Source organism: Streptomyces sp. NPDC038200 (assembly GCF_055600785.1).
Window position 1 is genome coordinate 268,008 of record NZ_JBVJYH010000003.1, and the last position, 24,746, is coordinate 292,753.

General features: G+C 72.5%; 19 protein-coding genes and 1 pseudogene. 13 read left to right on the forward strand and 7 right to left on the reverse strand.

Translation table 11 applies throughout. The features are described from left to right. Positions 1-2: 2 nt before the first annotated feature. On the reverse strand, positions 3-1,340 hold the full coding sequence (locus ACZ7KF_RS08620; protein WP_471070412.1) for a 6-phospho-beta-glucosidase: 1,338 nt from the start codon (positions 1,338-1,340) through the stop codon (positions 3-5). Between the two features lie 243 nt (positions 1,341-1,583). Between ACZ7KF_RS08620 and ACZ7KF_RS08625 the strand changes: the two are divergent. The 3 genes and pseudogenes from ACZ7KF_RS08625 to ACZ7KF_RS08635 form a co-directional block, all read left to right on the forward strand. Then, positions 1,584-2,294, forward strand: a pseudogene (locus ACZ7KF_RS08625) (carbohydrate-binding protein); the annotation flags it as partial. 75 nt (positions 2,295-2,369) lie between these two features. Continuing rightward, on the forward strand, positions 2,370-3,392 hold the full coding sequence (locus ACZ7KF_RS08630) for an NADP-dependent oxidoreductase (protein ID WP_471070414.1): 1,023 nt from the start codon (positions 2,370-2,372) through the stop codon (positions 3,390-3,392). Between the two features lie 36 nt (positions 3,393-3,428). After that, entirely contained in the window at positions 3,429-3,833 is a 405-nt protein-coding gene (locus tag ACZ7KF_RS08635; protein ID WP_471070416.1) for a MerR family transcriptional regulator, read from the forward strand. Positions 3,834-4,005: 172 nt separating this feature from the next. On the opposite strand, the gene ACZ7KF_RS08640 is transcribed toward ACZ7KF_RS08635, so the two are convergent. Then, positions 4,006-4,941 (reverse strand): helix-turn-helix domain-containing protein, encoded by a 936-nt coding sequence (locus ACZ7KF_RS08640; protein WP_471070418.1) that lies wholly within the window; start codon positions 4,939-4,941, stop codon positions 4,006-4,008. A 146-nt stretch (positions 4,942-5,087) separates the two neighbouring features. Here ACZ7KF_RS08640 and tkt point away from each other — a divergent pair, with 146 nt between their 5' ends. The 9 genes from tkt to ACZ7KF_RS08685 all read left to right on the forward strand — a co-directional run bounded on the left by tkt (position 5,088) and on the right by ACZ7KF_RS08685 (position 17,747). Further along, entirely contained in the window at positions 5,088-7,163 is a 2,076-nt protein-coding gene (gene tkt / locus ACZ7KF_RS08645; protein ID WP_471070420.1) for a transketolase, read from the forward strand. Positions 7,164-7,195: 32 nt separating this feature from the next. After that, entirely contained in the window at positions 7,196-8,341 is a 1,146-nt protein-coding gene (gene tal / locus ACZ7KF_RS08650) for a transaldolase (RefSeq protein WP_471070422.1), read from the forward strand. Further along, positions 8,338-9,924, forward strand: coding sequence for a glucose-6-phosphate dehydrogenase (gene zwf / locus ACZ7KF_RS08655; RefSeq protein WP_471070424.1), 1,587 nt, complete (start codon positions 8,338-8,340; stop codon positions 9,922-9,924). The genes tal and zwf overlap by 4 nt, the downstream gene beginning before the upstream one ends. Next, the gene (gene opcA / locus ACZ7KF_RS08660) at positions 9,921-10,847 is read left to right on the forward strand and encodes a glucose-6-phosphate dehydrogenase assembly protein OpcA (RefSeq protein ID WP_471070426.1); all 927 of its coding nucleotides are present in this window, start codon (positions 9,921-9,923) and stop codon (positions 10,845-10,847) included. Before zwf ends, opcA begins: the two co-directional genes overlap by 4 nt. Position 10,848: 1 nt before the next feature. Further along, positions 10,849-12,501 (forward strand): glucose-6-phosphate isomerase, encoded by a 1,653-nt coding sequence (pgi, locus tag ACZ7KF_RS08665; RefSeq protein ID WP_471070428.1) that lies wholly within the window; start codon positions 10,849-10,851, stop codon positions 12,499-12,501. Positions 12,502-12,503: 2 nt separating this feature from the next. Beyond that, positions 12,504-13,382, forward strand: a complete 879-nt coding sequence (gene gnd / locus ACZ7KF_RS08670; RefSeq protein ID WP_471070430.1) for a phosphogluconate dehydrogenase (NAD(+)-dependent, decarboxylating) — start codon at positions 12,504-12,506, stop codon at positions 13,380-13,382. Positions 13,383-13,388: 6 nt separating this feature from the next. Further along, on the forward strand, positions 13,389-13,982 hold the full coding sequence (locus tag ACZ7KF_RS08675) for a histidine phosphatase family protein (protein WP_471070432.1): 594 nt from the start codon (positions 13,389-13,391) through the stop codon (positions 13,980-13,982). 199 nt (positions 13,983-14,181) lie between these two features. Further along, the gene (locus ACZ7KF_RS08680; protein WP_471070434.1) at positions 14,182-16,191 is read left to right on the forward strand and encodes a hypothetical protein; all 2,010 of its coding nucleotides are present in this window, start codon (positions 14,182-14,184) and stop codon (positions 16,189-16,191) included. Between the two features lie 92 nt (positions 16,192-16,283). Continuing rightward, complete coding sequence (locus ACZ7KF_RS08685; RefSeq protein WP_471070436.1) at positions 16,284-17,747, forward strand: membrane-associated oxidoreductase; 1,464 nt, start codon at positions 16,284-16,286, stop codon at positions 17,745-17,747. Here ACZ7KF_RS08685 and ACZ7KF_RS08690 read toward each other — a convergent pair. Further along, complete coding sequence (locus tag ACZ7KF_RS08690; protein WP_471070982.1) at positions 17,734-17,934, reverse strand: hypothetical protein; 201 nt, start codon at positions 17,932-17,934, stop codon at positions 17,734-17,736. The genes ACZ7KF_RS08685 and ACZ7KF_RS08690 overlap by 14 nt on opposite strands. A 162-nt stretch (positions 17,935-18,096) precedes the next feature. Here ACZ7KF_RS08690 and ACZ7KF_RS08695 point away from each other — a divergent pair, with 162 nt between their 5' ends. Next, entirely contained in the window at positions 18,097-18,762 is a 666-nt protein-coding gene (locus ACZ7KF_RS08695; RefSeq protein WP_471070438.1) for a TetR/AcrR family transcriptional regulator, read from the forward strand. 116 nt (positions 18,763-18,878) lie between these two features. On the opposite strand, the gene ACZ7KF_RS08700 is transcribed toward ACZ7KF_RS08695, so the two are convergent. From ACZ7KF_RS08700 to wecB, 4 genes are read right to left on the reverse strand one after another with little or no spacing between them, the layout of a single operon-like run. Beyond that, positions 18,879-21,080 (reverse strand): glycosyltransferase family protein, encoded by a 2,202-nt coding sequence (locus tag ACZ7KF_RS08700; protein ID WP_471070440.1) that lies wholly within the window; start codon positions 21,078-21,080, stop codon positions 18,879-18,881. Further along, positions 21,077-22,894: a hypothetical protein gene (locus ACZ7KF_RS08705; protein ID WP_471070442.1), complete on the reverse strand. Its 1,818-nt coding sequence runs from the start codon at positions 22,892-22,894 to the stop codon at positions 21,077-21,079. The genes ACZ7KF_RS08700 and ACZ7KF_RS08705 overlap by 4 nt, the downstream gene beginning before the upstream one ends. Beyond that, positions 22,894-23,577 carry a class I SAM-dependent methyltransferase gene (locus tag ACZ7KF_RS08710; protein ID WP_471070444.1) on the reverse strand — a complete coding sequence of 228 codons (684 nt, stop codon included), beginning with the start codon at positions 23,575-23,577 and terminating at the stop codon, positions 22,894-22,896. The genes ACZ7KF_RS08705 and ACZ7KF_RS08710 overlap by 1 nt, the downstream gene beginning before the upstream one ends. Beyond that, on the reverse strand, positions 23,570-24,658 hold the full coding sequence (wecB, locus tag ACZ7KF_RS08715) for a non-hydrolyzing UDP-N-acetylglucosamine 2-epimerase (protein ID WP_471070446.1): 1,089 nt from the start codon (positions 24,656-24,658) through the stop codon (positions 23,570-23,572). Before wecB ends, ACZ7KF_RS08710 begins: the two co-directional genes overlap by 8 nt. Positions 24,659-24,746: the final 88 nt, after the last annotated feature.

Sequence of the window (24,746 nt, forward strand, 5' to 3'; positions counted from 1 at the left end):
TTCTACTTCAGATAACCCAGGCCGGGATGCGCGGCCGTGTACTCGTCCACCAGTCTGCGGGCCAGATTCACGGAGTCCACGAGCGGGTGCAGGGCGAAGGCCTTCACCGCGGTCGCACGGGAACCCGACTCCGCCGCGGACAGCACCTCCCGCTCCACGCCCTTCACCGCGCACACCAGGCCGGTGGCGTGGCCGGGCAGCGGATCGGCGGCGAGGGGATGCGCGCCGTTGGCGTCCACCAGGCACGGCACCTCGACGACGGCGTCCGCGTCGAGGACGTGGAGGGTCGAGCGGTTGCGGACGTTCAGGATCAGGGTGGTGCGCTCGTCGCGGGCGATGGCCCGCATCAGGGCGAGGGCGACCTTCTCGTAGCCGCCGGACAGGTCCTCCTCCTCGCGTTCGCCGGCGCCGGCGCTCTCCCGGTTCTCGGCCATGTAGGTCGCCTCGCGCTCCGCGCGGGTGCGGTCCCAGGCGCGCAGGGCGGAGACGCCGGGGTCGCCCGCCTCCTCGTAGAACCTGGCCTGCTGGTCGCGCAGGAAGGCGCCGCGGGTCTGCGCGGCCTCCTGGTAGGCGCGGACGGTCTCCCGGTTGAAGTAGTAGTAGTGCAGGTACTCGTTGGGGACCGCGCCGAGCGACCGCAGCCAGTCGGGGCCGAACAGCCTGCCCTCCTCGAAGGAGCCGAGCAGCGCCGGATCGGCGAGCAGACGCGGGAGTTCGTCACGGCCGGCGATCCGCAGCCCGCGCACCCAGCCGAGGTGGTTGAGGCCGACGTAGTCCACGAAGGCCTCCTGCGGGTCGGCGCCCAGGACCCGGGCGATGCGGCGGCCGAGACCGACCGGCGAGTCGCAGATGCCGATGACGCGGTCGCCCAGGTGGCGGGACATGGCCTCGGTGACCAGTCCGGCGGGGTTGGTGAAGTTGATGACCCAGGCGTCGGGGGCGAGCCGGGCCACGCGCCGGGCGATGTCGACGGCGACGGGGACGGTGCGCAGGCCGTAGGCGATCCCGCCCGCGCCGACGGTCTCCTGGCCGAGCACCCCTTCCGCGAGCGCGATCCGCTCGTCGTCGGCCCGCCCCGCCAGACCGCCGACACGGATCGCCGAGAAGACGAAGTCCGCGCCGCGCAGGGCCTCGTCCACGTCGGTGGTGGCGGTCACCCCGGGCGCGTCGGGGATCCCGGCAGCCTGTTCCGCCAGCACCCGGGTCACCGCGCGCAGCCGACGGGCGTCCGGATCGTGCAGCACGACCTCGGTGACCCGCCCCTCGGCATGGTCGGTCAGCAGTGCCCCGTACACCAGCGGCACCCGGAACCCGCCGCCGCCCAGAATCGTCAGCCTCACGCCCGCACCCTTCTTCACAGCCGCATCCTTCTTCCCAGCCGCATCCTTCGACGCGAATCTCCGCCCGGCCCGTCCCCGGGAAACCGGTGGATCCGGTGGATCCGGTGGATCCGGTGGACCCGGTGGACCCGGTGGACCCGGTAGGCGGTACCACCTTGTCATCCGACGCGATCACGGCTCATCCGGCCGGCGCCTCGGACCGGCTCGTGTCCGCCGGGCGCAGGGGAGCGGGGAACACCCCCGGGGCGGCCCACCTACGCGATGGAGTGGGACCGTTCGACCAGCCCCGAGGAGATCCGCTTCTCCCTGGACGGGGTCGACTTCCACACCGTGAAGGCCACCCAGGTCGACGCGACGACCTGGGCGAACGCCACCAGCCACGGGTACTTCCTCATCCTGAACGTCGCGATGGGCGGCGGCTTCCCGGCCGCGTTCGGCGGCGGTCCGGACAGCGGGACCGAATCGGGTCACCCCATGACCGTCGACTACGTGCAGGTCCTGCAGTCCTCGGGCGGCGGCACGACTCCCCCGCCGTCCGGCAACCGGGACGCCTACGGCGCCATCCAGGCCGAGTCCTACGACAGCCAGTCCGGGATCGGCACCGAGACCACCACGGACACGGGCGGCGGGCAGGACATCGGTCACATCGCGAACGGAGACTGGGCGCTGTACAAGGGCGTGAACTTCGGCTCCACGGCGGCGAGACAGTTCTACGCGCGGGTCGCCGGCGGCGCCGGGGGCGGGGTCAGCGGCCTGGTGGAGGTGCGTCTGGACAGCCGCGCCAACGCCGCCGTCGGCAGCTTCGCGGTCGGCGACACCGGCGGCTGGCAGTCGTGGCGGACCGTCCCCGCCAACATCGGCGCGGTGACCGGCACCCACGACGTCTACCTGACCTTCACCAGCGGTCAGCCCGCCGACTTCGTGAACGTGAACTGGTTCGACTTCGGTCACTGAGCGCGGTCCGGGCGGCGACGCGGCAGAGCCGTGGGGTTGACCTTCACGTAGGGGTCAACCCCTAGCGTCGCCGCCATGACGACCACATCCACTCCTGCCCGTACGGGCCTTCAGGCCCGCCTCGCCACCCGCCCGCACGGGATGCCCGCGCCCGGCGACATCGAGATCACCGAGGTGGCCGTACCGGACCCGGCGCCCGGCGAGGTCCTCGTGCGCAATCTGTTCCTCTCGCTCGACCCCGGCATGCTCCTGCTGATGGCCGAGGAGCCCCGGCTCCCCGCGCCCCGCTACGAGATCGGCGCGCCGATGCACGGGGACGCGGTGGGCGAGGTGCTGGCCTCCGCGCATCCCGGTCTCGCCCCCGGCGACCTGGTGGTGCACCGGCTGGGCTGGCGGGAGTACGCGGTGGCCGGCGCCGGGGAGTTCCGGCGGGTGGACCGGGACGCCTACCCGCGCCCGTCCCTCCATCTCGGCTTCGGGCTCGTCGCCTACGTGGGCCTCATGGAGGTGGCCGGACTGCGGCCCGGTGACACCGTGTTCGTCTCCAGCGCGGCCGGGGCCATCGGGAGCCTGGCCGGGCAGATCGCCCGGCTGAAGGGGGCGGGCCGGGTGATCGGCAGTGCGGGCTCGGCGGCGAAGGTGGCGCGGCTGACCGGTCGGCTCGGCTTCGACGCCGCCTTCGACCACCACGACGGTCCCGTCCTCGACCGGCTGCGGGAGGCGGCGCCCGACGGGATCGACGTCTACTTCGACAACACCGGCGGCGAGCAGCTGCGGGCCGCGATCGAGGTGATGAACGAGCACGGCCGGATCGCCCTCTGCGGCGCCCTGCACCGGCAGTCCACGGGCCGCCCCGATCCGGGCCCCGGCGATCCGCTGCGCCTCGTCGCCAAGCGGCTCACCCTCCGCGGCTTCACCATCCGCGAACACCTCGACAAGGCGGCCGAGTTCGGGGCGCAGTTCCGGGGCTGGCTGCGCGACGGCTCGATCGTGTACGACGAGACGGTGATCGACGGCCTGGTGAACGCCCCGGCGGCGCTGACCGATCTGGTGCGCGGCCGGTACACCGGGAAGACCGTGGTGCGGCTGGGCGGTTGAGCACACCGTGCCGTCCCTGCGACCGAGGTGGTTGTGATGCTGATCGGTGACCTGGCCGCGCGAACCGGGACCACCACCCGGACCCTGCGCTACTACGAGGAGCAGGGCCTGCTGGAGCCCGGCCGGACCGCGGCCGGGTACCGGGTGTACGGGCCGGAAGCGGTCACCCGGGTGCGCAATGTGCGGGATCTGCTCGCGTCCGGGTTCACGGTGGAGAACGTGAAGTCCTTCGTCCGCTACCTCGACAGCGATCTGCCGGAGGTGTTCGCGTACGCGGAGTCCTGCGCGGCCAACTACGAGGTGGGCGCGCGCCGGGTGGCCGAACTCCAGGAACGGATCGAGGCACTGACCCGGATGCGGGACACCCTGGTGCGCCGGATGCCGTGGCTGGCGGGCGAGCGGGCGGCGCAGGACCCGCCGTTCGGATCATCCCGGCGTTGAAGAGCCTTGAACGGCGGTGAACGTCGGTGGAGGTCGGTGAACGCCGGTGAACGCCGGTGAACGCCGGTGAACGCCGGTGAACAAGGTCTCGGCCTCGGACGAAGCCGAGCAAGGTGTGGCCGGCCGGGGGGACGGTCGCGTCCGCCCCGCGACGGGAAGGTGGCGGCGAGCCCTAGCGCAGCTCCGCGCGGAAGGCCACCGGTGTCTGGCCCGTGTGCAGGTGGAAGAACTTGGAGAAGTTCGCCGCGTCGGGGAAGCCGACGGCCGCCCCGACGCGGCCGATCGGGAGGTCGGTGTGGGCGAGGAGGCGTTTGGCCTCCAGGACGACGCGTTTGTCGATGAAGCCCTTGGGGGTCTCGCCGGTGGCCGCGCGGACGGCGCGGACCAGGGTGCGGCGGGAGTAGCCGAGGGCGTCGGCGTAGGCGCTGACGCTGTGATTGGTGGCGAAGCCCTGCTCGACGGCGTCCCGGAAGCGGGTGAAGGTGCTGTCGGTGTGCTGCCGGGAGGTCTCCGCCGCGCTGGCGGCGAGGTGGGCGAGGCGCAGCAGGACCGCGGTCAGCGAGTGCCGCAGGACCGCCGTGTGCAGGCTGAGCGGGAGCGTGGTGGTGTCCTCGTACTCGCGGCGGAGCTGGTCGAGGGCGGCCTGGAGCGCGCCGAGCTGGGCGGGGCCGGGGTGCAGCAGCGGCGGCAGGTCGTAGCGGTACAGGCCGGTGGCCTCGACGATGGCGCGGGGCAGAAAGCCGGGCTGCATGGTCAGGACGGTTCCGCGGTACCCGGTATCCCGGGAGAAGCGGTGGACCTGTCCGGGGCGGATCCACAGCAGGTCGCCGGCGTTCGCCTCGTACTCGGCGAAGTCGACCATGTGCCGTACGGGGCCTTCGGTGAAGAGCATGACCACGTGGAAGTCGATGCGGTGGACGCGGTGCAGGGGGGCGTCGGCGTGCCAGGTGCGGTCGGTGCCCATGGGGCCTGTCTGCATGCCGACGCCGCAGACGGACAGGTCTGCCGGGAAGGGGAAGGTTCTGATTCCGTCGTTGTCCGGGTGCCCGTCCGTTCCGCCGGTGTCGTCATCACCCTCATCGGCGGATTGCCACGTTCTGTCGATCATGTCCTTTTCATGCCGTCTCTGTCGCGCGATCACTGTCCCAGATTCACCACAGGCTGACACACCCCGACCTTTCCTCAAAAAAGTCAGACTTTTAAGTTTGAACGCGTCCGGCCAGCCACTTCGCACTGAACGAGGACTTCTTGAAGATGAGCACGCAGACTTCCGACGGCTTCGAGTGGACCGACCTCGACCGGCGTGCCGTGGACACCGCCCGACTTCTGGCGGCCGACGCGGTACAGAAGGTGGGCAACGGGCACCCGGGCACCGCGATGAGCCTGGCACCTGCCGCGTACACGATCTTTCAGAAGGTGATGCGTCACGACCCGGCCGACCCCGAGTGGACCGGCCGTGACCGGTTCGTCCTCTCCCCCGGCCACACCTCGCTGACCCTCTACACGCAGCTCTTCCTCGCCGGGTACGAGCTGGAGCTGGACGACCTGAAGGCGTTCCGGACGCACGGCTCCAAGACGCCGGGCCACCCCGAGTACGGGCACACCGCGGGCGTGGAGACCACCACCGGCCCGCTCGGCCAGGGCGTCGCGAACGCCGTCGGCATGGCGATGGCGGCCCGCTACGAGCGCGGCCTCTTCGACCCCGAGGCACCCGCGGGCACGTCCCCGTTCGACCACACCGTCTGGGCGATCGTCTCCGACGGCGACCTGGAGGAGGGTGTCTCCGCCGAGGCCTCCTCCCTGGCCGGCCACCAGAAGCTGGGCAACCTGGTCTTCCTCTACGACGACAACCACATCTCCATCGAGGGCGACACCGCGACCGCCTTCTCCGAGGACGTGCTGAAGCGGTACGAGGCCTACGGCTGGCACACCCAGCGCATCGAGCCCACCGCCGACGGCGACGTCGACGTCCCCGCCCTGCACACGGCGCTGCGGGCCGCCCGGGCCGAGACCGAGCGGCCCTCGATCATCGCGATGCGCACGATCATCGCCTGGCCCGCACCGAACGCACGGAACACCGAGGCCTCCCACGGCTCCGCGCTCGGCGAGGAGGAGATCGCCGCCACCAAGCGTCTCCTCGGCTTCGACCCGGAGCAGACCTTCGAGGTCTCCGACGAGGTGCTCAAGCACACCCGCCGGGCCCTGGACCGGGGTGCCGAGGCGCACGCCGCCTGGGACAAGCGGATCGCCGAGTGGCGCGCGGCCCGGCCCGAGCGCGCCGAACTGTTCGACCGGGTGAGCAAGGGCGAGCTGCCCGAGGGCTGGGAGACGAAGATCCCGGTCTTCGAGGAGGGCAAGCCGGTCGCCACCCGCGCCGCCTCCGGCAAGGTGCTGCAGGCCCTCGGCCCGGTGATCCCCGAGCTGTGGGGCGGCTCCGCCGACCTCGCCGGCTCCAACAACACCACCATCGACAAGTCCAGCTCCTTCCTGCCGGAGGGCAACCCGCTCCCCGAGGCCGACCCGTACGGCCGTACGGTCCACTTCGGCATCCGCGAGTTCTCCATGGCCGCGGAGATGAACGGCATCGCCCTGCACGGCAACACCCGCATCTACGGCGGCACCTTCCTGGTGTTCTCCGACTACATGCGCAACGCCGTCCGCATGGCGGCGCTGATGCAACTGCCGGTGACCTACGTGTGGACGCACGACTCCATCGGCCTCGGCGAGGACGGCCCGACCCACCAGCCGGTCGAACACCTGGCCTCGCTGCGCGCGATCCCGGGCCTGAACGTCGTCCGCCCGGCGGACGCCAACGAGACCGCGATCGCCTGGACCGAGATCCTGAAGAGGCACGCCACGCACCCCGCCCCGCACGGGCTCGCGCTGACCCGCCAGGGCGTGCCGACGTACGCGCCGAACGAGGACGCGGCCAAGGGCGGCTACGTACTGCGCGAATCCTCGACGGAGGTCCCGGAGGTGATCATCATCGCGACGGGCTCCGAGGTGCAGCTGGCCATGGCCGCGCGGGAGCGGCTGGAGGCCGAGGGGACCGGCACGCGGGTGGTGTCGATGCCGTCCGTGGAGTGGTTCGAGGAGCAGCCGCGGGAGTACCGCGAGCGCGTGCTGCCGCCGGCCGTGAAGGCCCGGGTCGCCGTGGAGGCCGGCATCGGCCTGACCTGGTACCGGTTCGTCGGCGACGCCGGCCGCATCGTCTCGCTCGAACACTTCGGTGCCTCCGCCGACGCCAAGACCCTGTTCGCCGAGTTCGGCTTCACCCCCGAGAACGTCGCCGCCGCGGCCCGCGAGTCGCTCGCCGCCGCGCGCGCCTGACACCGACGCACGATCCCGACGCAAGAAGAAAGATGATCACAGTGACCGAAGCAATCGCGACCCCGGGAGCCCTCAAGCGCCTCGCCGACGAGGGCGTGTCGATCTGGCTCGACGACCTGTCGCGCAAGCGGATCACCTCGGGCAGCCTCGCCGAGCTGGTGGCGAGCGGAAGTGCCGTCGGTGTCACCACCAACCCCTCCATCTTCCAGGCCGCCATCGGCTCCGGCGAGGGCTACGAGGAGCAGCTGTCCGACCTCGCCGTACGCGGTGTCACGGTCGACGAGGCCGTGCGGATGATGACCACCGCCGACGTGCGCGACGCCGCCGACGTGCTGCGCGACGTCTACGAGGGCACGGGTGGCCGCGACGGCCGGGTCTCCATCGAGGTCGACCCCCGGCTCGCGCACGACACCGCGGCCACCGTCGCCGAGGCCAAGCAGCTGGCCTGGCTGGTGGACCGCCCGAACGTGATGATCAAGATCCCGGCGACCACGGCGGGCCTGCCGGCGATCACCGAGGTCATCGGCCTCGGCATCAGCGTGAACGTGACGCTGATCTTCTCCCTGGAGCGCTACCGCGAGGTCATGGCCGCCTACCTGGCCGGCCTGGAGAAGGCCCGCGAGCGGGGCGTCGACCTCGCCACGATCCACTCGGTGGCGTCCTTCTTCGTCTCCCGCGTGGACTCCGAGATCGACAAGCGGCTGGCCGCCCTCGGCACCGACGAGGCCCTCGCGCTCAAGGGCCGCGCGGCCCTCGCCAACGCCCGCCTCGCCTACGAGGCGTACGAGGAGGTCTTCGGCTCCGACCGCTGGCTGGCGCTGGCCGGGGACAGGGCGAACAAGCAGCGCCCGCTGTGGGCGTCCACCGGGGTGAAGGACCCCGCGTACAAGGACACCCTGTACGTGGACGAGCTGGTCGCGCCCGGCACCGTCAACACCATGCCGGAGGGCACCCTGAACGCCGTCGCCGACCACGGCGAGATCACCGGCGACACCGTGACCGGCGGCTACCCGCAGGCCCGCGCCGACCTGACCGCCGTCGAGCGGCTCGGCATCTCCTACGACGAGGTCGTCCAGCAGCTGGAGGACGAGGGCGTCGCCAAGTTCGAGGCGGCCTGGCAGGAACTGCTGGACGCCGTCGCCACGTCCCTGAGGAACAAGGGAGTTGACGCCCGATGACCGACAACGCACCCGCCGCCCAGGCACCCGAGGAGGTGCGCGTGCCGGTGTCCCCGGCCGCCGACTGGGTGAACCCGCTGCGGGACGCCCGCGACCGCCGCCTCCCCCGCATCGCCGGGCCCTCCGGACTGGTCATCTTCGGTGTGACCGGTGACCTGTCCCGCAAGAAGCTGATGCCGGCCGTCTACGACCTGGCCAACCGCGGTCTGCTGCCGCCGGGCTTCTCCCTCGTCGGGTTCGCCCGCCGGGACTGGGAGGACCAGGACTTCGCGCAGGTCGTGCACGACGCGGTCCGCGAGCACTCGCGCACCCCCTTCCGCGAGGAGGTGTGGCAGCAGCTCGCCGAGGGCATGCGGTTCATCCCCGGCGACTTCGACGACGACACCGCCTTCAAGCAGCTGAAGGACGCCGTGGACGAGCTGGACGCCTCCCGCGGCACCGGCGGCAACTTCGCGTTCTACCTGTCGGTGCCGCCGAAGTTCTTCCCGAAGGTCGTGCAGCAGCTGAAGAAGCACGGCCTGGCGAACCCGCCGCAGGGCGCCTGGCGGCGCGCGGTCATCGAGAAGCCGTTCGGGCACGACCTGGACAGCGCCCGCGACCTGAACGCGATCGTGCACGAGGTGTTCGAGCCGGACCAGGTGTTCCGTATCGACCACTACCTCGGCAAGGAGACCGTCCAGAACATCCTGGCGCTGCGCTTCGCCAACCAGATGTACGAGCCGATCTGGAACCGGTCGTACGTCGACCACATCCAGATCACCATGGCCGAGGACATCGGCATCGGCGGCCGGGCCGGCTACTACGACGGCATCGGCGCCGCCCGGGACGTCATCCAGAACCACCTGCTCCAGCTCATGGCCCTGACCGCCATGGAGGAGCCGATCGCCTTCGACGCGGAGGCGCTGCTCACCGAGAAGCTGAAGGTGCTCAAGTCGGTGCGGCTGCCCGAGGACCTCGGCCTGCACACGGTGCGCGGTCAGTACGCGGAGGGCTGGCAGGGCGGCGAGAAGGTCGTCGGTTACCTCGACGAGGACGGCATCGACCCGAAGTCCAAGACGGACACCTTCGCCGCGATCAAGCTGGGCATCGACAACCGCCGCTGGGCGGGCGTCCCCTTCTACCTGCGCGCCGGCAAGCGGCTGGGCCGCCGGGTCACCGAGATCGCGGTGGTCTTCAAGCGGGCCCCGCACTCGCCGTTCGACTCCACCGCCACCGAGGAGCTGGGCCAGAACGCGATCGTCATCCGCGTCCAGCCCGACGAGGGCATGACCGTGCGGTTCGGGTCGAAGGTGCCGGGCACCTCGATGGAGATCCGGGACGTCTCCATGGACTTCGCCTACGGCGAGTCGTTCACCGAGTCGAGTCCCGAGGCGTACGAGCGGCTCATCCTGGACGTACTGCTCGGCGACGCCAACCTGTTCCCCCGTCACCAGGAAGTGGAAGAGTCCTGGAAGATCCTCGACCCGATCGAGGAGTACTGGGCGGCGCACGGCAGGCCGGCGCAGTACGCGTCGGGCAGCTGGGGACCGAGGGAAGCCGACGAGATGCTCGCACGAGACGGACGGAGCTGGCGCAGGCCATGAAGATCGACCTGACCGACACCACGGCAAGCAAGATCAACAAGGCGTTGGTGCAGGGCCGCCGCGCCATCGGCACACCGGCCGTGGGCATGGTCCTGACGATGGTCATCGTCACGGACGAGGAGAACGCCTACGACTCGATCAAGGCGGCCGAGGAGGCCTCGCACGAGCACCCCTCGCGCACCCTGGTCGTCATCAAGCGGCACGCCCGCACGCTGCGCGACCGCACCCACTCCCGGCTGGACGCCGAGGTGCGGGTCGGCTCCGAGGCCGGCACCGGCGAGACGGTCGTGCTGCGCACCTACGGCGAGGTGTCCGACCACGCCGACTCGGTGGTCCTGCCGCTGCTGCTGCCGGACGCCCCGGTGGTCGTGTGGTGGCCGGTGGAGGCGCCCGACACGCCCTCCAAGGACCCCCTGGGCGCGCTCGCCCAGCGCCGGATCACCGACCTGTACGCGGTCGAGCGGCCGATGGAGGTCCTGGAGACCCGCGCCCGCAACTACGCGCCCGGCGACACCGACCTCGCCTGGACCCGGCTCACCCTGTGGCGCTCGATGCTGGCCGCGGCCCTGGACCAGGCCCGGGTGAAGGTGACGTCGGCGGCCGTCGAGGCCGAGGCGGACAACCCGAGCGCCGAGCTGCTGGCCCGCTGGATCGGGGCCCGGCTGAACGTGACCGTGGAGCGCGTGACCACCGCCGGTCCGGTGGTCACGGCCGTACGGCTGGGCACCGCGAACGGCGAGATCGTCATCGACCGCCCGGAAGGGCCCCTCGCCACGCTGACCCTGCCGGGCCAGCCGCCGCGCACCCTCGCCCTGAAGGTGCGTGCCACCTCCGAACTCATCGCCGAGGAGCTGCGCCGCCTCGACGCCGACGAGATGTACGCCGTCGCCCTGCGGGGCGAGGCCACCAAGGAGAACGCCTGAGATGGCCGAGTTTCCCGAGCTCACCCTCCGGCCCGAGTGGACGGCCCTCGCCGACCACCGCGCCCAGGTCCAGCCGCACCTGCGCGAGCTGTTCGCGGCGGACCCGGGGCGCGCCGAGCGGTACGTCGTGCGGGTCGGTGACCTGCACATCGACTACAGCAAGCAGCTGATCACCGACGAGACCCTGGCCCTGCTGCAGGAACTCGCCGCCGCCACCGGCGTGTTCGCGCTGCGCGACGCCGTGTTCCGGGGCGAGAAGATCAACGTCACGGAGCGGCGGGCGGTGCTGCACACCGCGCTGCGTGCTCCGCGGGACGCGGTGATCGAGGTCGACGGCGAGAACGTGGTCCCGGCCGTGCACGCCGTGCTGGACAAGATGGCCGGCTTCGCCGAGCGGGTCCGCTCCGGCGAGTGGACCGGGCACACCGGCAAGCGGATCCGGAACGTGGTCAACATCGGCATCGGCGGCTCCGACCTCGGCCCCGCGATGGCCTACGAGGCCCTGCGCCCCTTCACCGCACGGGACCTGACGTTCCGGTTCGTGTCGAACGTGGACGGCTCCGACCTGCACGAGGCGACCCGCGACCTGGACCCGGCGGAGACGCTGTTCATCGTCGCGTCCAAGACGTTCACGACCATCGAGACGATCACCAACGCCACCTCGGCCCGCTCGTGGCTGCTGAGGGCGTTCGACGGCGACGAGAAGGCGGTCGCCAGGCACTTCGTGGCGCTGTCCACGAACGCGGAGAAGGTCACCGGGTTCGGCATCGACCCGGAGAACATGTTCGAGTTCTGGGACTGGGTCGGCGGCCGGTACTCCTACGACTCCGCGATCGGCCTGTCCCTGATGATCGCCATCGGGCCCGACCGCTTCCGCGAGATGCTCGACGGCTTCCGGATCGTCGACGACCACTTCCGCACCGCGCCCGCCGAGGCCAACGCGCCGCTGCTGCTGGGCCTGTTGGGCATCTGGTACGGCAACTTCCACGACGCCCAGACACACGCCGTGCTGCCGTACTCGCACTACCTCTCCAAGTTCACGGCCTACCTCCAGCAGCTGGACATGGAGTCCAACGGCAAGTCGGTGCAGCGGGACGGCAGCCCCGTTCAGTGGCAGACCGGTCCGGTCGTGTGGGGCACGCCCGGCACCAACGGCCAGCACGCCTACTACCAGCTGATCCACCAGGGCACCAAGCTGATCCCGGCGGACTTCATCGGCTTCGCCGAGCCGGTCGCCGAGCTGAGCGAGGAACTCAAGGCCCAGCACGATCTGTTGATGGCCAACTTCTTCGCCCAGACGCAGGCGCTCGCCTTCGGCAAGACCGCCGAGGAGGTCCGCGCGGAGGGCGTGCCCGAGGAGCTGGTCCCGCACAAGACCTTCCAGGGCGACCGGCCGACCACCACGATCCTCGCCCGCGAGCTGACCCCTTCCGTCCTCGGCCAGCTCGTCGCCCTCTACGAGCACAAGGTGTTCGTGCAGGGCGCGGTGTGGAACATCGACTCCTTCGACCAGTGGGGCGTGGAACTGGGCAAGGTCCTCGCCAAGCGCGTCGAGCCCGCCCTCACCGAGGGCGCCGACGTCCCCGGGCTCGACCCGTCCACCAAGGCCCTCGTCGCCGCCTACCGCACTCTCAAGAACGCATCGGAGAACTGATCATGCAGCTCGGTCTCATCGGTCTCGGCAAGATGGGCGGCAACATGCGCGAGCGGATCCGCCGCGCCGGCCACACCGTCATCGGCTACGACCGCAATCCTGAGGTCTCCGACGTCAAGAGCCTCGCCGAACTGGTCGAGAAGCTGGACGCGCCCCGCCAGGTGTGGGTGATGGTCCCGGCCGGCACGGCCACCCAGGGCATCATCGACGAGCTCAAGGACCTGCTGTCCGAGGGCGACACCGTCATCGACGGCGGCAACTCCCGCTGGACCGACGACGAGAAGCACGCCGCCGAACTCGGCATCAAGGGCATCGGTTTCGTCGACGCCGGTGTCTCCGGTGGCGTGTGGGGCCTGCAGAACGGCTACGCGCTCATGGTCGGCGGCGACAAGGAGCACGTCGACCGGCTCCGGCCGATCTTCGAGGCGCTCAAGCCGGAGGGCCCGTACGGCTACGTCCACGCGGGCCGGGTCGGCGCCGGGCACTTCTCGAAGATGGTCCACAACGGCATCGAGTACGCCATGATGCAGGCCTACGCCGAGGGCTGGGAGCTGCTGGAGAAGGTCAAGTCGGTGGACAACGTCCGCGAGGTCTTCCGCTCCTGGCAGGAGGGCACGGTCATCCGCTCCTGGCTGCTCGACCTCGCGGTCAACGCGCTGGACGACGACGAGCACCTGGAGAAGCTGCGCGGATACGCGGAGGACTCCGGCGAGGGACGGTGGACCGTCGAGGCGGCCATCGACAACGCGGTCCCGCTGCCCGCGATCACCGCCTCCCTCTTCGCGCGGTTCGCCTCCCGGCAGGACGACTCGCCGCAGATGAAGATGATCGCCGCGCTGCGCAACCAGTTCGGCGGCCACGCGGTCGAGAAGAAGGGCTGACCCGCCGTGGGGGACCTCCTGCTGGTCCGCCACGGTGAGACGGAGTGGAGCAGGTCGGGACAGCACACCAGCTGGACCGACCTGCCCCTGACCGAGCACGGCGAGGAACAGGCCAAGTCCCTCGCCCCGCTCCTCACCGGCCGGACCTACGCCCGCGCGCTGGCCAGCCCGCTGAGCCGCGCCCTGCGCACCGCCGATCTGGCGGGCATACCCGGGGTCGTGGCCGACCCCGACCTGCACGAGTGGGACTACGGCGGCTACGAGGGCATCACCACCGTGCAGATCCACCGCACCCGGCCCGACTGGGACCTGTGGACCGACGGCGTACCGCCCGGTCCCGCGGGGCATCCGGGCGAGTCACCGCAGCAGATCGGCGCCCGCGCGGACCGGGTCCTGGCCCGCGTCGACGCGGCCCTCGCCGAGGACGCCGGTGACGTGGTCATCGTCGCCCACGCCCACTTCCTGCGCGTGCTCACCGCCCGCCGTCTGGGCCTGCCGCCCGCCGAGGGCCGTCTGTTCCAACTGGCCACGGGCACGGTCAGCCGGCTGTCGACGGAACACGACCGCCCGGTGATCGCGGAGTGGAACGTCCGGCCGTAGGCGTCCCGTCCGTCTCCCCGCGCCGGGTCACCGGTACGGGGAGACGGGGGTCGGGCATGCCCCGCCCCTCCAGGTAAACGGAACCTGAACTGCACCTTGCGTCCTGGTGCACAACTCTTCCGCCTCCCGCCCTGTCGAACGGATGGACAACGGCGTCCGCCCCGGTGTGCGGCGCCAACCCGGAAGAGGAACCCTGCCCATGACGATCCGTCGGCTGAGCGGAATCCTGCGCGTGCGCGGGAAGACCGATCTGCTCCTCGTCCTGCTGCTCGGCGCGAGTTTCGCCGCGCTCCCGGTCTTCGCCCTGCTGCCCTCCCTGTGGGGCTTCGCGGCGGCGGCCACCGTGACCTACGTGGTGGACGAGGTGCTGCATGCGCGGGCTCCCGACTTCGTGCGCCGGCTGGCGGCACTGCACCTCGACCGCACCATGCGGTTCGCCGTGCGCACGGTGATGCTGCTGGCCCTGGCCAGCCGGCTGGACGCACCGGACCCGGTGCTGGTGACCGCGCTCGCCGTCCTCAGCGCGCACTTCGCGCTGATGATGTTCTACGCGGCCGTGCACCACGCGGTCCGGCGCCGCCGGATCCTGCCGCTGGTGGTGCGCAACCTGGACATGAGCGAGCTGCCCGTCCCGCCGCGGCCACCGGCGCTCCTCTACCGCCGTCACCTGCGCAAGCTCCTGCACCTGGACCTGCCGACACACGCCGGACTCCTCGTCGCGGTGGCCGCCGGCAGCGAGCCGGCCGCCTATGCCGGGTTCGCGGCGACGACCGGGCTGACCGTCGCGGGCGCGCTCGCCCTGCTGGTGCAGTACCGCAGGACACGCCGTATGCCCGGCCGTGAGGACGTGTTCGCCGCGGTCAACGGCCAACTGGGCGCGTACCGGCCCGAGGTGGCCCTGTACTTCAGCTTCGCCGCCGTCTCCCGCGACTTCATGTACCAGGTCAACATGTGGATCGAGACGCTGGAGCAGCTGGACCTGCGCCCGGTGATCATCCTGCGCGAGCGGGCCTCGTTCCGCCATCTCAGCCGGACCTGGATCCCGGTGGTCTGTGTCCCGAAGGCGGACGACCTCGCCGCACTGGACCTCGCCGCCGTCCGCGTCGTCCTCTACCCCGGCAACGCGGGCAAGAACGTCCACATGCTGCGCGTCGCGGAGGCCAAGCACGTCTTCATCGGACACGGCGACAGCGACAAGCTGGCCAGCAGCAACCGGGTCAGCAAGGTGTACGACGAGATCTGGGTGGCCGGCCGTGCGGGCCGCGACCGGTACCAGCGGGTGCGGCACGCCATCGACGACAGCGCCATCGTGGAGGTGGGCCGCCCCCAGCTCTCCTCCATCCGCCTGCACGCCGACCACACCCCCGGCCCCCTGCCCACCGTCCTCTACGCCCCCACCTGGGAGGGCTGGAGCGACGACGACTGCCACACCTCCCTGATCCCGATGGGCGTCGCTCTCGTCGAGAAGCTCCTCGCGGAGCACGTGCGGATCATCTACAAACCGCACCCCCTCACCGGCAAGCGTTCGGCCGAGGCGGCGGCAGCGGACCGGGCCGTCCGCCACCTGCTGCGCGCCGACAACGAGCGGCGCGGCGCCGCGGAGGCGGAGGCGGCGATCGCCGCGGCGCGCCCCCGGCTGCGGGAGATCCAGGCCCGCCTCGACGAACTGGCCGGCCGGCACGCGGGCGACGACGCGACGCTGGTGCGCAAGGCCCGGATCCCCGACCACGCGGCGGCGACCGAATGGCAGGAGCTGCGGGCCGCCTGGCACCGCCTCTTCTGGGAGAGCCGCGGCCCGGTCCGTCACCAGGTGATCGGCACACGGCTCCCGTCCCTGTACGAGTGCTTCAACCAGGCCGACATGCTGATCAGCGACGTCTCCTCGGTGGTCGCGGACTTCGTGGCGAGCCTCAAGCCGTACGTCCTGACCAACGCCCACGACCTCGCCGACGACGCGTTCCGGGCGGCCTACACCACGGCCGGCGGCGCCTACCTCCTGGACCGCGCCTGCACCCGTCTGCCGCAGATCCTCGCCGCGGTCCGTGCCCCGGACGCCGACCCGATGGCCTCCTCCCGCCGCACTCTCAAGGAGTACGTCCTGGGCCCCGACCATCCGGCGTCCATGGACCGCTTCAGGACGGCGGTGAACGTGCTGGCGGCCAGGGCGGAGGCGGAACTCGGCCGTCCGGCGGCCGACTTGGCGGCGTGAGCCGGAGGCGGCGGGCGCGGGACCCGTCCCCCGGACCGCGCGGATCCCCGGCGGATTGACAGGTGCCGGTGGCACGGGCGAGAGTCCCCCCGGTGGAGATCGACGAGCTGACGGCGGCCGAGAGGCGGGTGTGGCGGGCGTTTCCGCGGGGCGAGGCCGTGGACTTCCGGGAGGGACCCGACGACGACCCTGCCGGGGGCGGCGACTGGGGGCCCGAACGCACCGTACGGGCCCGGGTGCTGCGGGCGTTGCTGCTGGACGGGCCGCAGCAGGACGGGGAGATAGCGTCGCTCAGTCTGGCGGGGGCCCGGATCACCGGGCGGCTCGATCTGCAGTACGCGACGATCGACCACCCGGTACGGCTGCGCCACTGCCACTTCGACGAGGCCCCGCGGTGCTACGCCGCCCGGCTGCGGGAGCTGAACCTCAGCGAGTCCGTGCTGCCCGGCCTGGTCGGCCACGCCGTGCACGTCGACGGTGTGCTGCGGATGACCCGGGCGCGGTGCACCGGCACGCTGCGGCTGGGCGGCGCCCGGATCGCCGGCAGCCTCTACCTGGAGGGCGCGGAGGTGGCCGCGCCCGACACCGAGGAGCCGGTGCTCCAGCTCAACCAGGCGGCCGTCGGCGCCGACCTGTGGGCGCCGGGGCTGCGCACGCGAGGGCAGATACGGCTCAACGGCGCGACCCTCGCCGGCTCGTTGAACCTCGGCGAGGCACGGCTCGACAATGCCGGGCACGCCGCGCTCGACGCGGAGACGTTCACCGTCGAGGGCGACATGCTGCTGCGGCACGCCGAGGTGCGCGGCTGGGTGGGCCTGCGCGGCGCCCGCATCGGCGGACGGCTCGACCTGTCGTACGCCTTCCTGTCGCATCCGGGCCGTTCGGTGCTGCGGGCCGGCAGCGCGACCATCGGCGAGCTGTGGCTGCGCAAGGCGCCGCCCATGGAGGGCGCCCTCAATCTGCGCCGCGCCCAGCTCGACGTCCTGCTGCTGGAACCGGAGTCGCTGCCCGACGAGGTGCTGCTCGGCGACCTGACCTACACCTCGCTCACCCCGCACGAGCCGGCCGAGCGCCGGCTGCCCATGCTGGAGCGGGAGCGCGACGGCTATGTGCCGCACGCCTACGAGCAGCTGACGGCCGCCTACCGCCGGGTGGGCGACGACCACGCGGCCCGGCTCGTGCAGCTCGCCAAGCAGCGCCGGCACCGCCGCACCCTGCCCTGGTACGGCCGGCTGTGGGGTCTGGTCCAGGACGTCACCGTCGGCTACGGCTTCCGCCCGCTGCGCGCCGCCGGGTGGCTGCTGTCACTGCTCGCGCTCGGTTCCGCCGTCTTCGCGCTGCACCCCCCGCAGCCGCTGAAGGCGGGCGAGGCACCGCCGTTCGACCCGGTGTTCTACACGCTCGACCTGCTGCTGCCGGTGATCTCCTTCGGGCAGGACTCGGCGTTCGCGCCCCACGGCGGATACCAGGTGCTCGCCTACGTCCTCGTCCTCACCGGCTGGATCCTGGCGACGACGGTCATCGCCGGCGTCACCCGCACGGTCACCCGCCAGTGAAGCCGCGCGCCGCGTGCTGGGCCGCCGGCCGCACCGGCGCGTTCGCAGCGCCGTACCCCCGGTGGCCGGGATCGCGCTGGACCAGTTCGAGGAAGACCCGGCCGACGGTCTCGGTGCGGCAGCGCCGGAAGGCGCCGCCCGCGACGCGGGCGCCGATCAGCCCGACGCGACAGGAATCGTCGGACACGCGGACCTCCACGGCGGCGCTGATGTACGAACCAGTACGTCAGCCGTATCGGCCGAGCGTGCCCTCCGGGAGCTCCCGCCGCGCGCCGGCGCCCTGCTTCTACAATCACCGGCACGCGAACGAGCGCGCCGCCCAGGCGTCCCACGGCCCCGAAGGACTCCGATGACCAGCGTCGAAGAACCGGTACGACCCGGCGGACGGGTACGCGACGCCGCCCGCACCAAGGCCGAGATCCTCGACGTGGCCACGCAGGAGTTCGCCCGGTCCGGCTACGACGGCGCCCGCGTCGACGAGATCGCGGCCCGCACCCGCACCACGAAGCGGATGATCTACTACTACTTCGGCGGCAAGGAACAGCTGTTCACGGCCGTGCTGGAGCGGGCGTACGGGGCGATCCGGGACGCCGAGCAGCGGCTGGACGTCGAGCATCTGGACCCCGTGGCGGCGATCCGGCGGCTGGCCGAGCTGACCTTCGACCACCATGAGCGGCACCCGGACTTCATCCGTCTGGTCAGCATCGAGAACATCCACGGCGCCGAGCACATCGCGGCCTCCGAAGAACTGGGCCGGATCGGCTCCCCGGCACTGGACGCGATCCGCCGCATCCTCGCCACGGGGCGGGAGTCGGGGCTGTTCACGGCCGAGGTGGACGCCGTCGACCTGCACGCGATGATCAGCTCGTTCTGCTTCTTCCGGGTCGCCAACCGGCACACCTTCGGCGCCCTGTTCGGCCGGGACCTGGTGGACCCGGCGCAGCGGGAGCGCTACCGCACCATGCTCGGGGACATGGTGATCGCCTACCTGACGGCGGAGCGCGCGGCCGGCTGACGGCTTCGCGCACGGGTCACCGACACCGAGGGAAACACGCGCGCCGCGTCCCACTCACTACAACTCACTATCCAGTGGGTTCATCACTCGCCGCGACCCGGCCCTCGCCCCGCCGCTCACTCCCCTCTCGTGCGCACCAGCAGCTGTGTCCAGGCCGCCGCCACGCGGTCCAGCGCATAGGACTCGCGCACCTGGGCGCGGGCCGTGTCCGCGGCGGCCCGCCAGGTCTCCTGGGTCTTGCCGAGCCCGGCGATCGCCTCGGCCATCGCCTGCGGGCCGTCGTGGATCCACCGCCGGTCGTAGATCTCGTCCGCGCCGGGCCACGGCAGCAGCGCCGGTACCGCGCCGGAGGCCATCCCCTCGGCCGGGGCGAGGTGGAAGCTCTCGTCGTCGCTGGTGGACAGGACGTGTCCGACACGGCGCAGCCAGCTCGCCACGTCCGATCCGAAGTCGTCGAAGACGACCGCCCCTTCGAGCAGCGGGGAGGTCTGGACGCGGCGCAGGATCGCCTCGTAGTGCGCGCGTTCCTCCGGCTTGTTCCAGATCCACCAGTACTCCCACGGCGGCTTGGACTTGACCGACAGGTGCCAGCGCCGGTCCCGGGCGCGCAGGGACTCCAGCACGTCCAGGCCGAGATCGAGGCGTTTGCGGCCGGGCGCGATGCCGATCATGCCGAGGCGGTGCCGGGCGCCGGGTGCCTTGGGCCGGTCGAGCTGGTCGACGTCCACCCAGTTCGGGACGACCACGACCTTGTGCTCCGGCCAGCCGGTGTGCTCCAGGGTGCGGCGGGCGTAGTACGGGCTGACGCAGATCACCCGGTCGACGGCGTCGATGTCGACCTGCCGGGGCCACTCGGCGTCCAGTTCGAACCGGTGCAGCCGGATCACCAGCCGGCTGCCGCGCCGCTTGTGGCGGCTGTACCAGACGGCGGCCGGGCCGCACCACTCGATGACCACCACGTCGGCCCAGTCGGCGAGTTCCCGGCTGGCGGCCGCGTCGTGCCGGGCCAGCGCGGGCCAGTTGTCGACCCGTACGTCGAGTCCCGGCAGGGCGCGGAAGTGGTCGAGGAGCCGGGTGAGGAACTTCAGGTCGTGGCCCGCGACGCCGACCCGCAGCGGACGGGTGCGGTGGGTGACGCCGGCGGGTGCGGGCGGCAGGGCCCGGTCCAGATGGGCGCGCCAGCGACCGGCGGCGGCCCGGAGGGTGTAGCGGCCGGCGGCCTCGCGGCAGCGCTCGGCGGCGAGCCGGCGGGCCTCGGGCTCGCGGGCGGCGCGGGCCACGGCCTCGGCGGCGTCCTCCGGTCCGGCCCGGCCGGGCACGTACAGGGGGTAGTCGGTGCCGAGCAGCGCCTCGTGCGCGGGTGTGCGGTTGAGCACGACGGGCAGGCCGAGCGCGCCGAACTCCAGAACTTTGGTGGACAGTTCCAGGCTGGCGTCGAGCTGGGGGTCGCGCCAGCCGAGGCCGAGGTCGCAGTCGGCGGCGATGCGCATGGCCTCCTCGCGGGGCTGTCCGCCGTGATGGTGGACGCCCGGGGTGCCGCCGTGCAGGGCGCGGAACATCGCGTCCTGGAATCCGGGGTGGGCGGGGTCGTCGTGGATCTTGTCGCCGACGGTGTGCAGTTCGGCGCGGACGCCCCGCGCGGCCAGCAGGGCCGGCAGCCGGGTCATGGGCAGGGTGTTCCACAGCGGCGCGAACTTGCCGGTGTAGACGAGCCGGAGCGGATCGTGCGCCCGGTCGTGGTCCGGCACCGGGAAGCCGGGTTCCGGCACGGCGGGCGGGCAGAGCACGCTCCGGCCGCAGGCCGCGGGCACCCAGGTCTCCAGGAAGCAGCGCAACTCCTCGGTCTGGCAGAGCAGGTGCCGGGAGGCGGCGGCGATGCGGGCGAGTTCCGCGCGGGCTCGCTCCGTCATCGCGGCGGCGGACTGCGGGATGTCGGTGAGGTAGGCCCAGATCCGTCCGTGGAAGCGGCCGTCGGTGACGACCTGGCCGACGAGCCTGCGTCCGCGCAGCACGAGCAGGTCGCAGGGCTCCTCCTGGTCGAGCCGGGCGAGGAGCTGGGATGCCTGTACCGGTGACAGGGGCCGGCCGGCCTGCCCGGGGACCAGCCGTTCCTCGGCGGGTCGCACGATCCGCACCCCGGGCAGCCCGGCGAGCGGATCGGTCAGCCGCCCGGTCTGCACCGGGGCCTTGAGCACCAGCCGGGTCTCGCACCCGGCCAGCGACAGCGCCTGCACGGTCGACTGGGCCCAGACGGCGGAGCCGTCGATGAGGTTGAGGTCCACGTCGCCGTAGACCAGTGCCCGTACCACGCGACTCATGACGGCTCCTTCCCGCGTACGGCGAACAGGCGGTACCCCCGGCCGCACCAGCTCTGCGGCGGCGCGCCCTCGAGGTGCAGGGCCCGGCGGACCAGCAGCGGCTGCCGCAGCGCCGGTACGAACGTGTAGTCGGCGCCGGCCGGGGCGTGGCCCAGCGCGTCGGCGCCCGAGTACTCCTGGGCGCACATCAGGTCCAGCAGCAGGGTGTCCGGACGGTCCTCGGTGAGGTCGGTCCAGTCGGCGACCCAGGCCGCGGTGGGCAGCCCGGTGCGGACGGCGACGCCCGCCGCGTCGAGTTCGTCGAGGCCCGCCGGGTCGGGGACGACCACTTCGGCGGGGCGGTGCTGCTGGCCCAGCACCTGGGCGACCAGGCGTGCCACGTCGTGCCGGTCGCGGGGCGCGGCCAGCACGGCGACCCGGCGTTCGTCCAGCGGGTCGGGGGCGCCGACCAGCCGGGCGAGTTCGGCCAGCCGGACCCGGGTGCTGTCCCACTGGAACGCCTCCCGCAGCCGCTCGCTGCCGTTCTCGGCCGGATCCAGCCGGGCGAGCCGCACGCCGGTGTCGGTGTCGAGGACGGCGTCCCAGGACAGGTGGGCGAGGCCGGGCGCGGCGGACGCCGGGGCGTCCCGCCACAGGACGGCCGACCGGCCGAGGGCCCGCGCCTCGGTGAGGAGTCCGGCCAGTCTCCGGTCGAGGTCCGGTGCCATGCCGGTTCCGGCGAGCGCCCAGGGGCCGTCGGCCGTGCAGGCGCTCAGCTGCACCACCACGGCGTCGGGGTCGGTGCGCCGCACGAGCAGCGCGCCGTCGTGCGGGAGCGGCCGGTTCACGACGGCGTCCGCCGCGAAGTCCTCGGCGGTGCGGTCGGTGAGCACGCCCGCGATCACCAGCCGGTCGCGGGGGGCGGCGGAGAACGCGCGGTGCACCAGGTGGAGGCGGTCGTCCGCGATCAGGGGTACGGAGCCGGGGCCGGCGCGCCGGGACGTCGGCGCGGGCTTCTTCGCGGCACGCCCCCGCCACAGCCCGTACAGCTCCCGGGGCAGCCCCGGCATCCGGCGCCGCGGCGCCCGGGCCGCCGACACCAGCGCCTTGCCCACCCGGAGCGAGGTGGAGCCCTCCAGCATGGCCACCCGCGCCTGGAGCACCTCGACCCGGCCGCGGGCTCCGCGCAGGGCGGAGGCCAGCTGCTCCTTCTCCCGTAGGGCGGCGGCCAGCCGGTCGGCGAGGCCGTCCTCGTGGACGGCGTCCCGGGCGCGTTCGGCCTCCTCGGCACGGCGCTCCAGATCCTGGTGGCGGGCGCGCAGGGTGCGCGAGACGAGGTCGGCGAGGACGTACTCGCCGGCCGTCCGCAGGGTGGTGGCGAAGCCGTCCGCCGGCACCGGGCGCCCGCACCAGTCCTGCGGCGGCAGGAGCCGGTCGGTGCCGAGGCGGGCGAAGACCGCGCCCGCGTGCAGATGGACGTAGTCGAGGGGGGCGGCCCGCAGCACCTGGCAGCGCTGCGCCACCAGGCCGTCCAGGAGCCGGTGGTAGGGCGGCTCGGGTCCGGGGTGACCGAACATGAGCAGCCCGCGGCCGCCGGGCCGGATGCGTTCCAGCACCGCGAGGCAGTCGTCCTCGGTGCCGTGCAGGGCGGGGTCCGGGCCGTACGACAGGAGGACCAGCTCCCCTTCGCCGACGGTCCGCCGGCCGTCGTCGTCGAGCAGGGCGACGCCGTCGGGCAGATGGAGGTAGGGCGCGAGGCGCAGGCCGTGGCCGGCCGCGTCGACGACCGTGGTGACGCCGTCCAGGTGCGGGTGGAGCAGATCGGTCAGACGCATCAGCGGATCCTCGTGAAGACGTGGAAGCCGACCTCGATCTCCCGGAATCCGTACGGCCGGAACTCGGTGTGCCGCAGGCCGAGGGGTTCGAGTACGGAGCGGTAGGCGGCCGTCGGCCGGTGCAGGATGTAGTCGCCGCGTGGCCGCGGTACGGCCGTGTCCTCGTCGGTGACGATCAGGCGGCCGGTGAGGCGGACCAGGGAGGCCAGGTTGCGCAGGGCCGCCGCCCACTCCGTGTCGTCGAGGAGATGGAAGAGCACGTCGACGCAGAGCACGATGTCGTACGGCCACGGGCTGCGCCACGCGTCGAGCCGGGAGCGGGCGTAGCGGGGGCCGCCGCCGGCCTCCCGGGCCCGGTCGATCGCCTCCTCGCTGCCGTCGAAGGCGTCCACGCGGTGGCCGCAGCGGGCCAGGGCGCGCGCGAACCAGCCCTTGCCGCACCCCGCGTCGAGCACGAACAGCGGGGCAACCGGGCTGCTGAGGTCGCCGACGAGGTCGAGCAGGGTGCCGAGCCGAAGGGCGTAGAAGAGCTCGTTGCCGGGCCGGTCGAGCCCGATGTGCCCGCCGGAGGCCAGCTCGTCCTGCTCGCGGTGACGGGCGTCCCAGTAGTCGAGGCTGCCGTCGGGGTCGGGCGGGGTGTCGGGGTCGGGCGGCCCGTAGGGGTCGAGCGTGGTGTCAGTCATGGTGCTCCAGCCACTGGGTGACCACGCGGGCGATCCGGGGGCCCGCCTTGCCGTCCCACAGCGGCGGACCCTCCGCGGGCGCGGCCGGCCCGCCGTCGATCGCCTTGCGCAGGGCGGGCACCAGCTCCTGGTGGGTGACGAGGCGGTTGGTGCCGTGGGTGACGGTGACGGGGCGTTCGGTGGTGGTGCGCAGTGTCAGGCAGGGCACGCCGAGGACGGTGGTCTCCTCCTGTACGCCGCCGGAGTCGGTGATCACGGCGGCGGCGCCCCGCACCAGGCTCATGAACTCGACGTACCCGAGGGGTTCGAGGAGGTGGACACCGGGCGCCCCGTCCAGGCCCGCCGCGCGCAGCGCGTCCCGGCCGCGCGGGTGCAGGGGGACGGCGAGGTCCAGGTGGCAGGCCGCCTCGGTGAGCGCGCGGGCGGCGGCGCGGGCGGCATCGGGGTCGTCGACGTTGGCGGGGCGGTGCAGGGTGACGACGCCGTAGCGCTCGGGCAGCCCGTGCGCGCCGCGGGCGGCGGCCGGGTCGAGGAGGTCCAGATGGGTGAGGAGGGTGTCGATCATCGGGTTGCCGACGAAGTGCACCCGGGCCGGGTCGGCGCCCTCGCGGGCGAGGTGGCCGACGGCTTCCGGGCTGGTGACGAGGAGCAGCTCGGCCAGCTGGTCGACCAGGCGCCGGTTGACCTCCTCGGGCATCGCCATGTCGAAGCTGCGCAGGCCGGCCTCCACATGGGCGACGGGGACGCCCAGCTTGGCGGCGACCAGGGCGGCGGCCAGCGTGGAGTTGACGTCGCCGTACACCACGACGAGGGCCGGGGCGCGGGCGGTCAGTTCGCCCTCCAGGGCCGTCAGCAGGTCGGCGGTCTGCCGGGCGTGGCTGCCGGAGCCGACCCCGAGATCGGTGTCCGGCCGGGGCAGTCCCAGCTGACGGAAGAACACGTCCGACATCCGGGCGTCGTAGTGCTGGCCGGTGTGGACCAGGACCTGGTCGCAGCCGGCCGTTCCGAGGGCGGCGACGACCGGTGCCGCCTTCACGAAGTTGGGCCGGGTGCCGACCACATGGAGTACTCGGCCGTTCATGTCCTCGCCTTCCGTCGGCGGTCGAACAAGGGGGGCAGCACAGGGGGAGACGAGGGGGGACCGGTGCTCTGGCGGCACCGGCGCATGA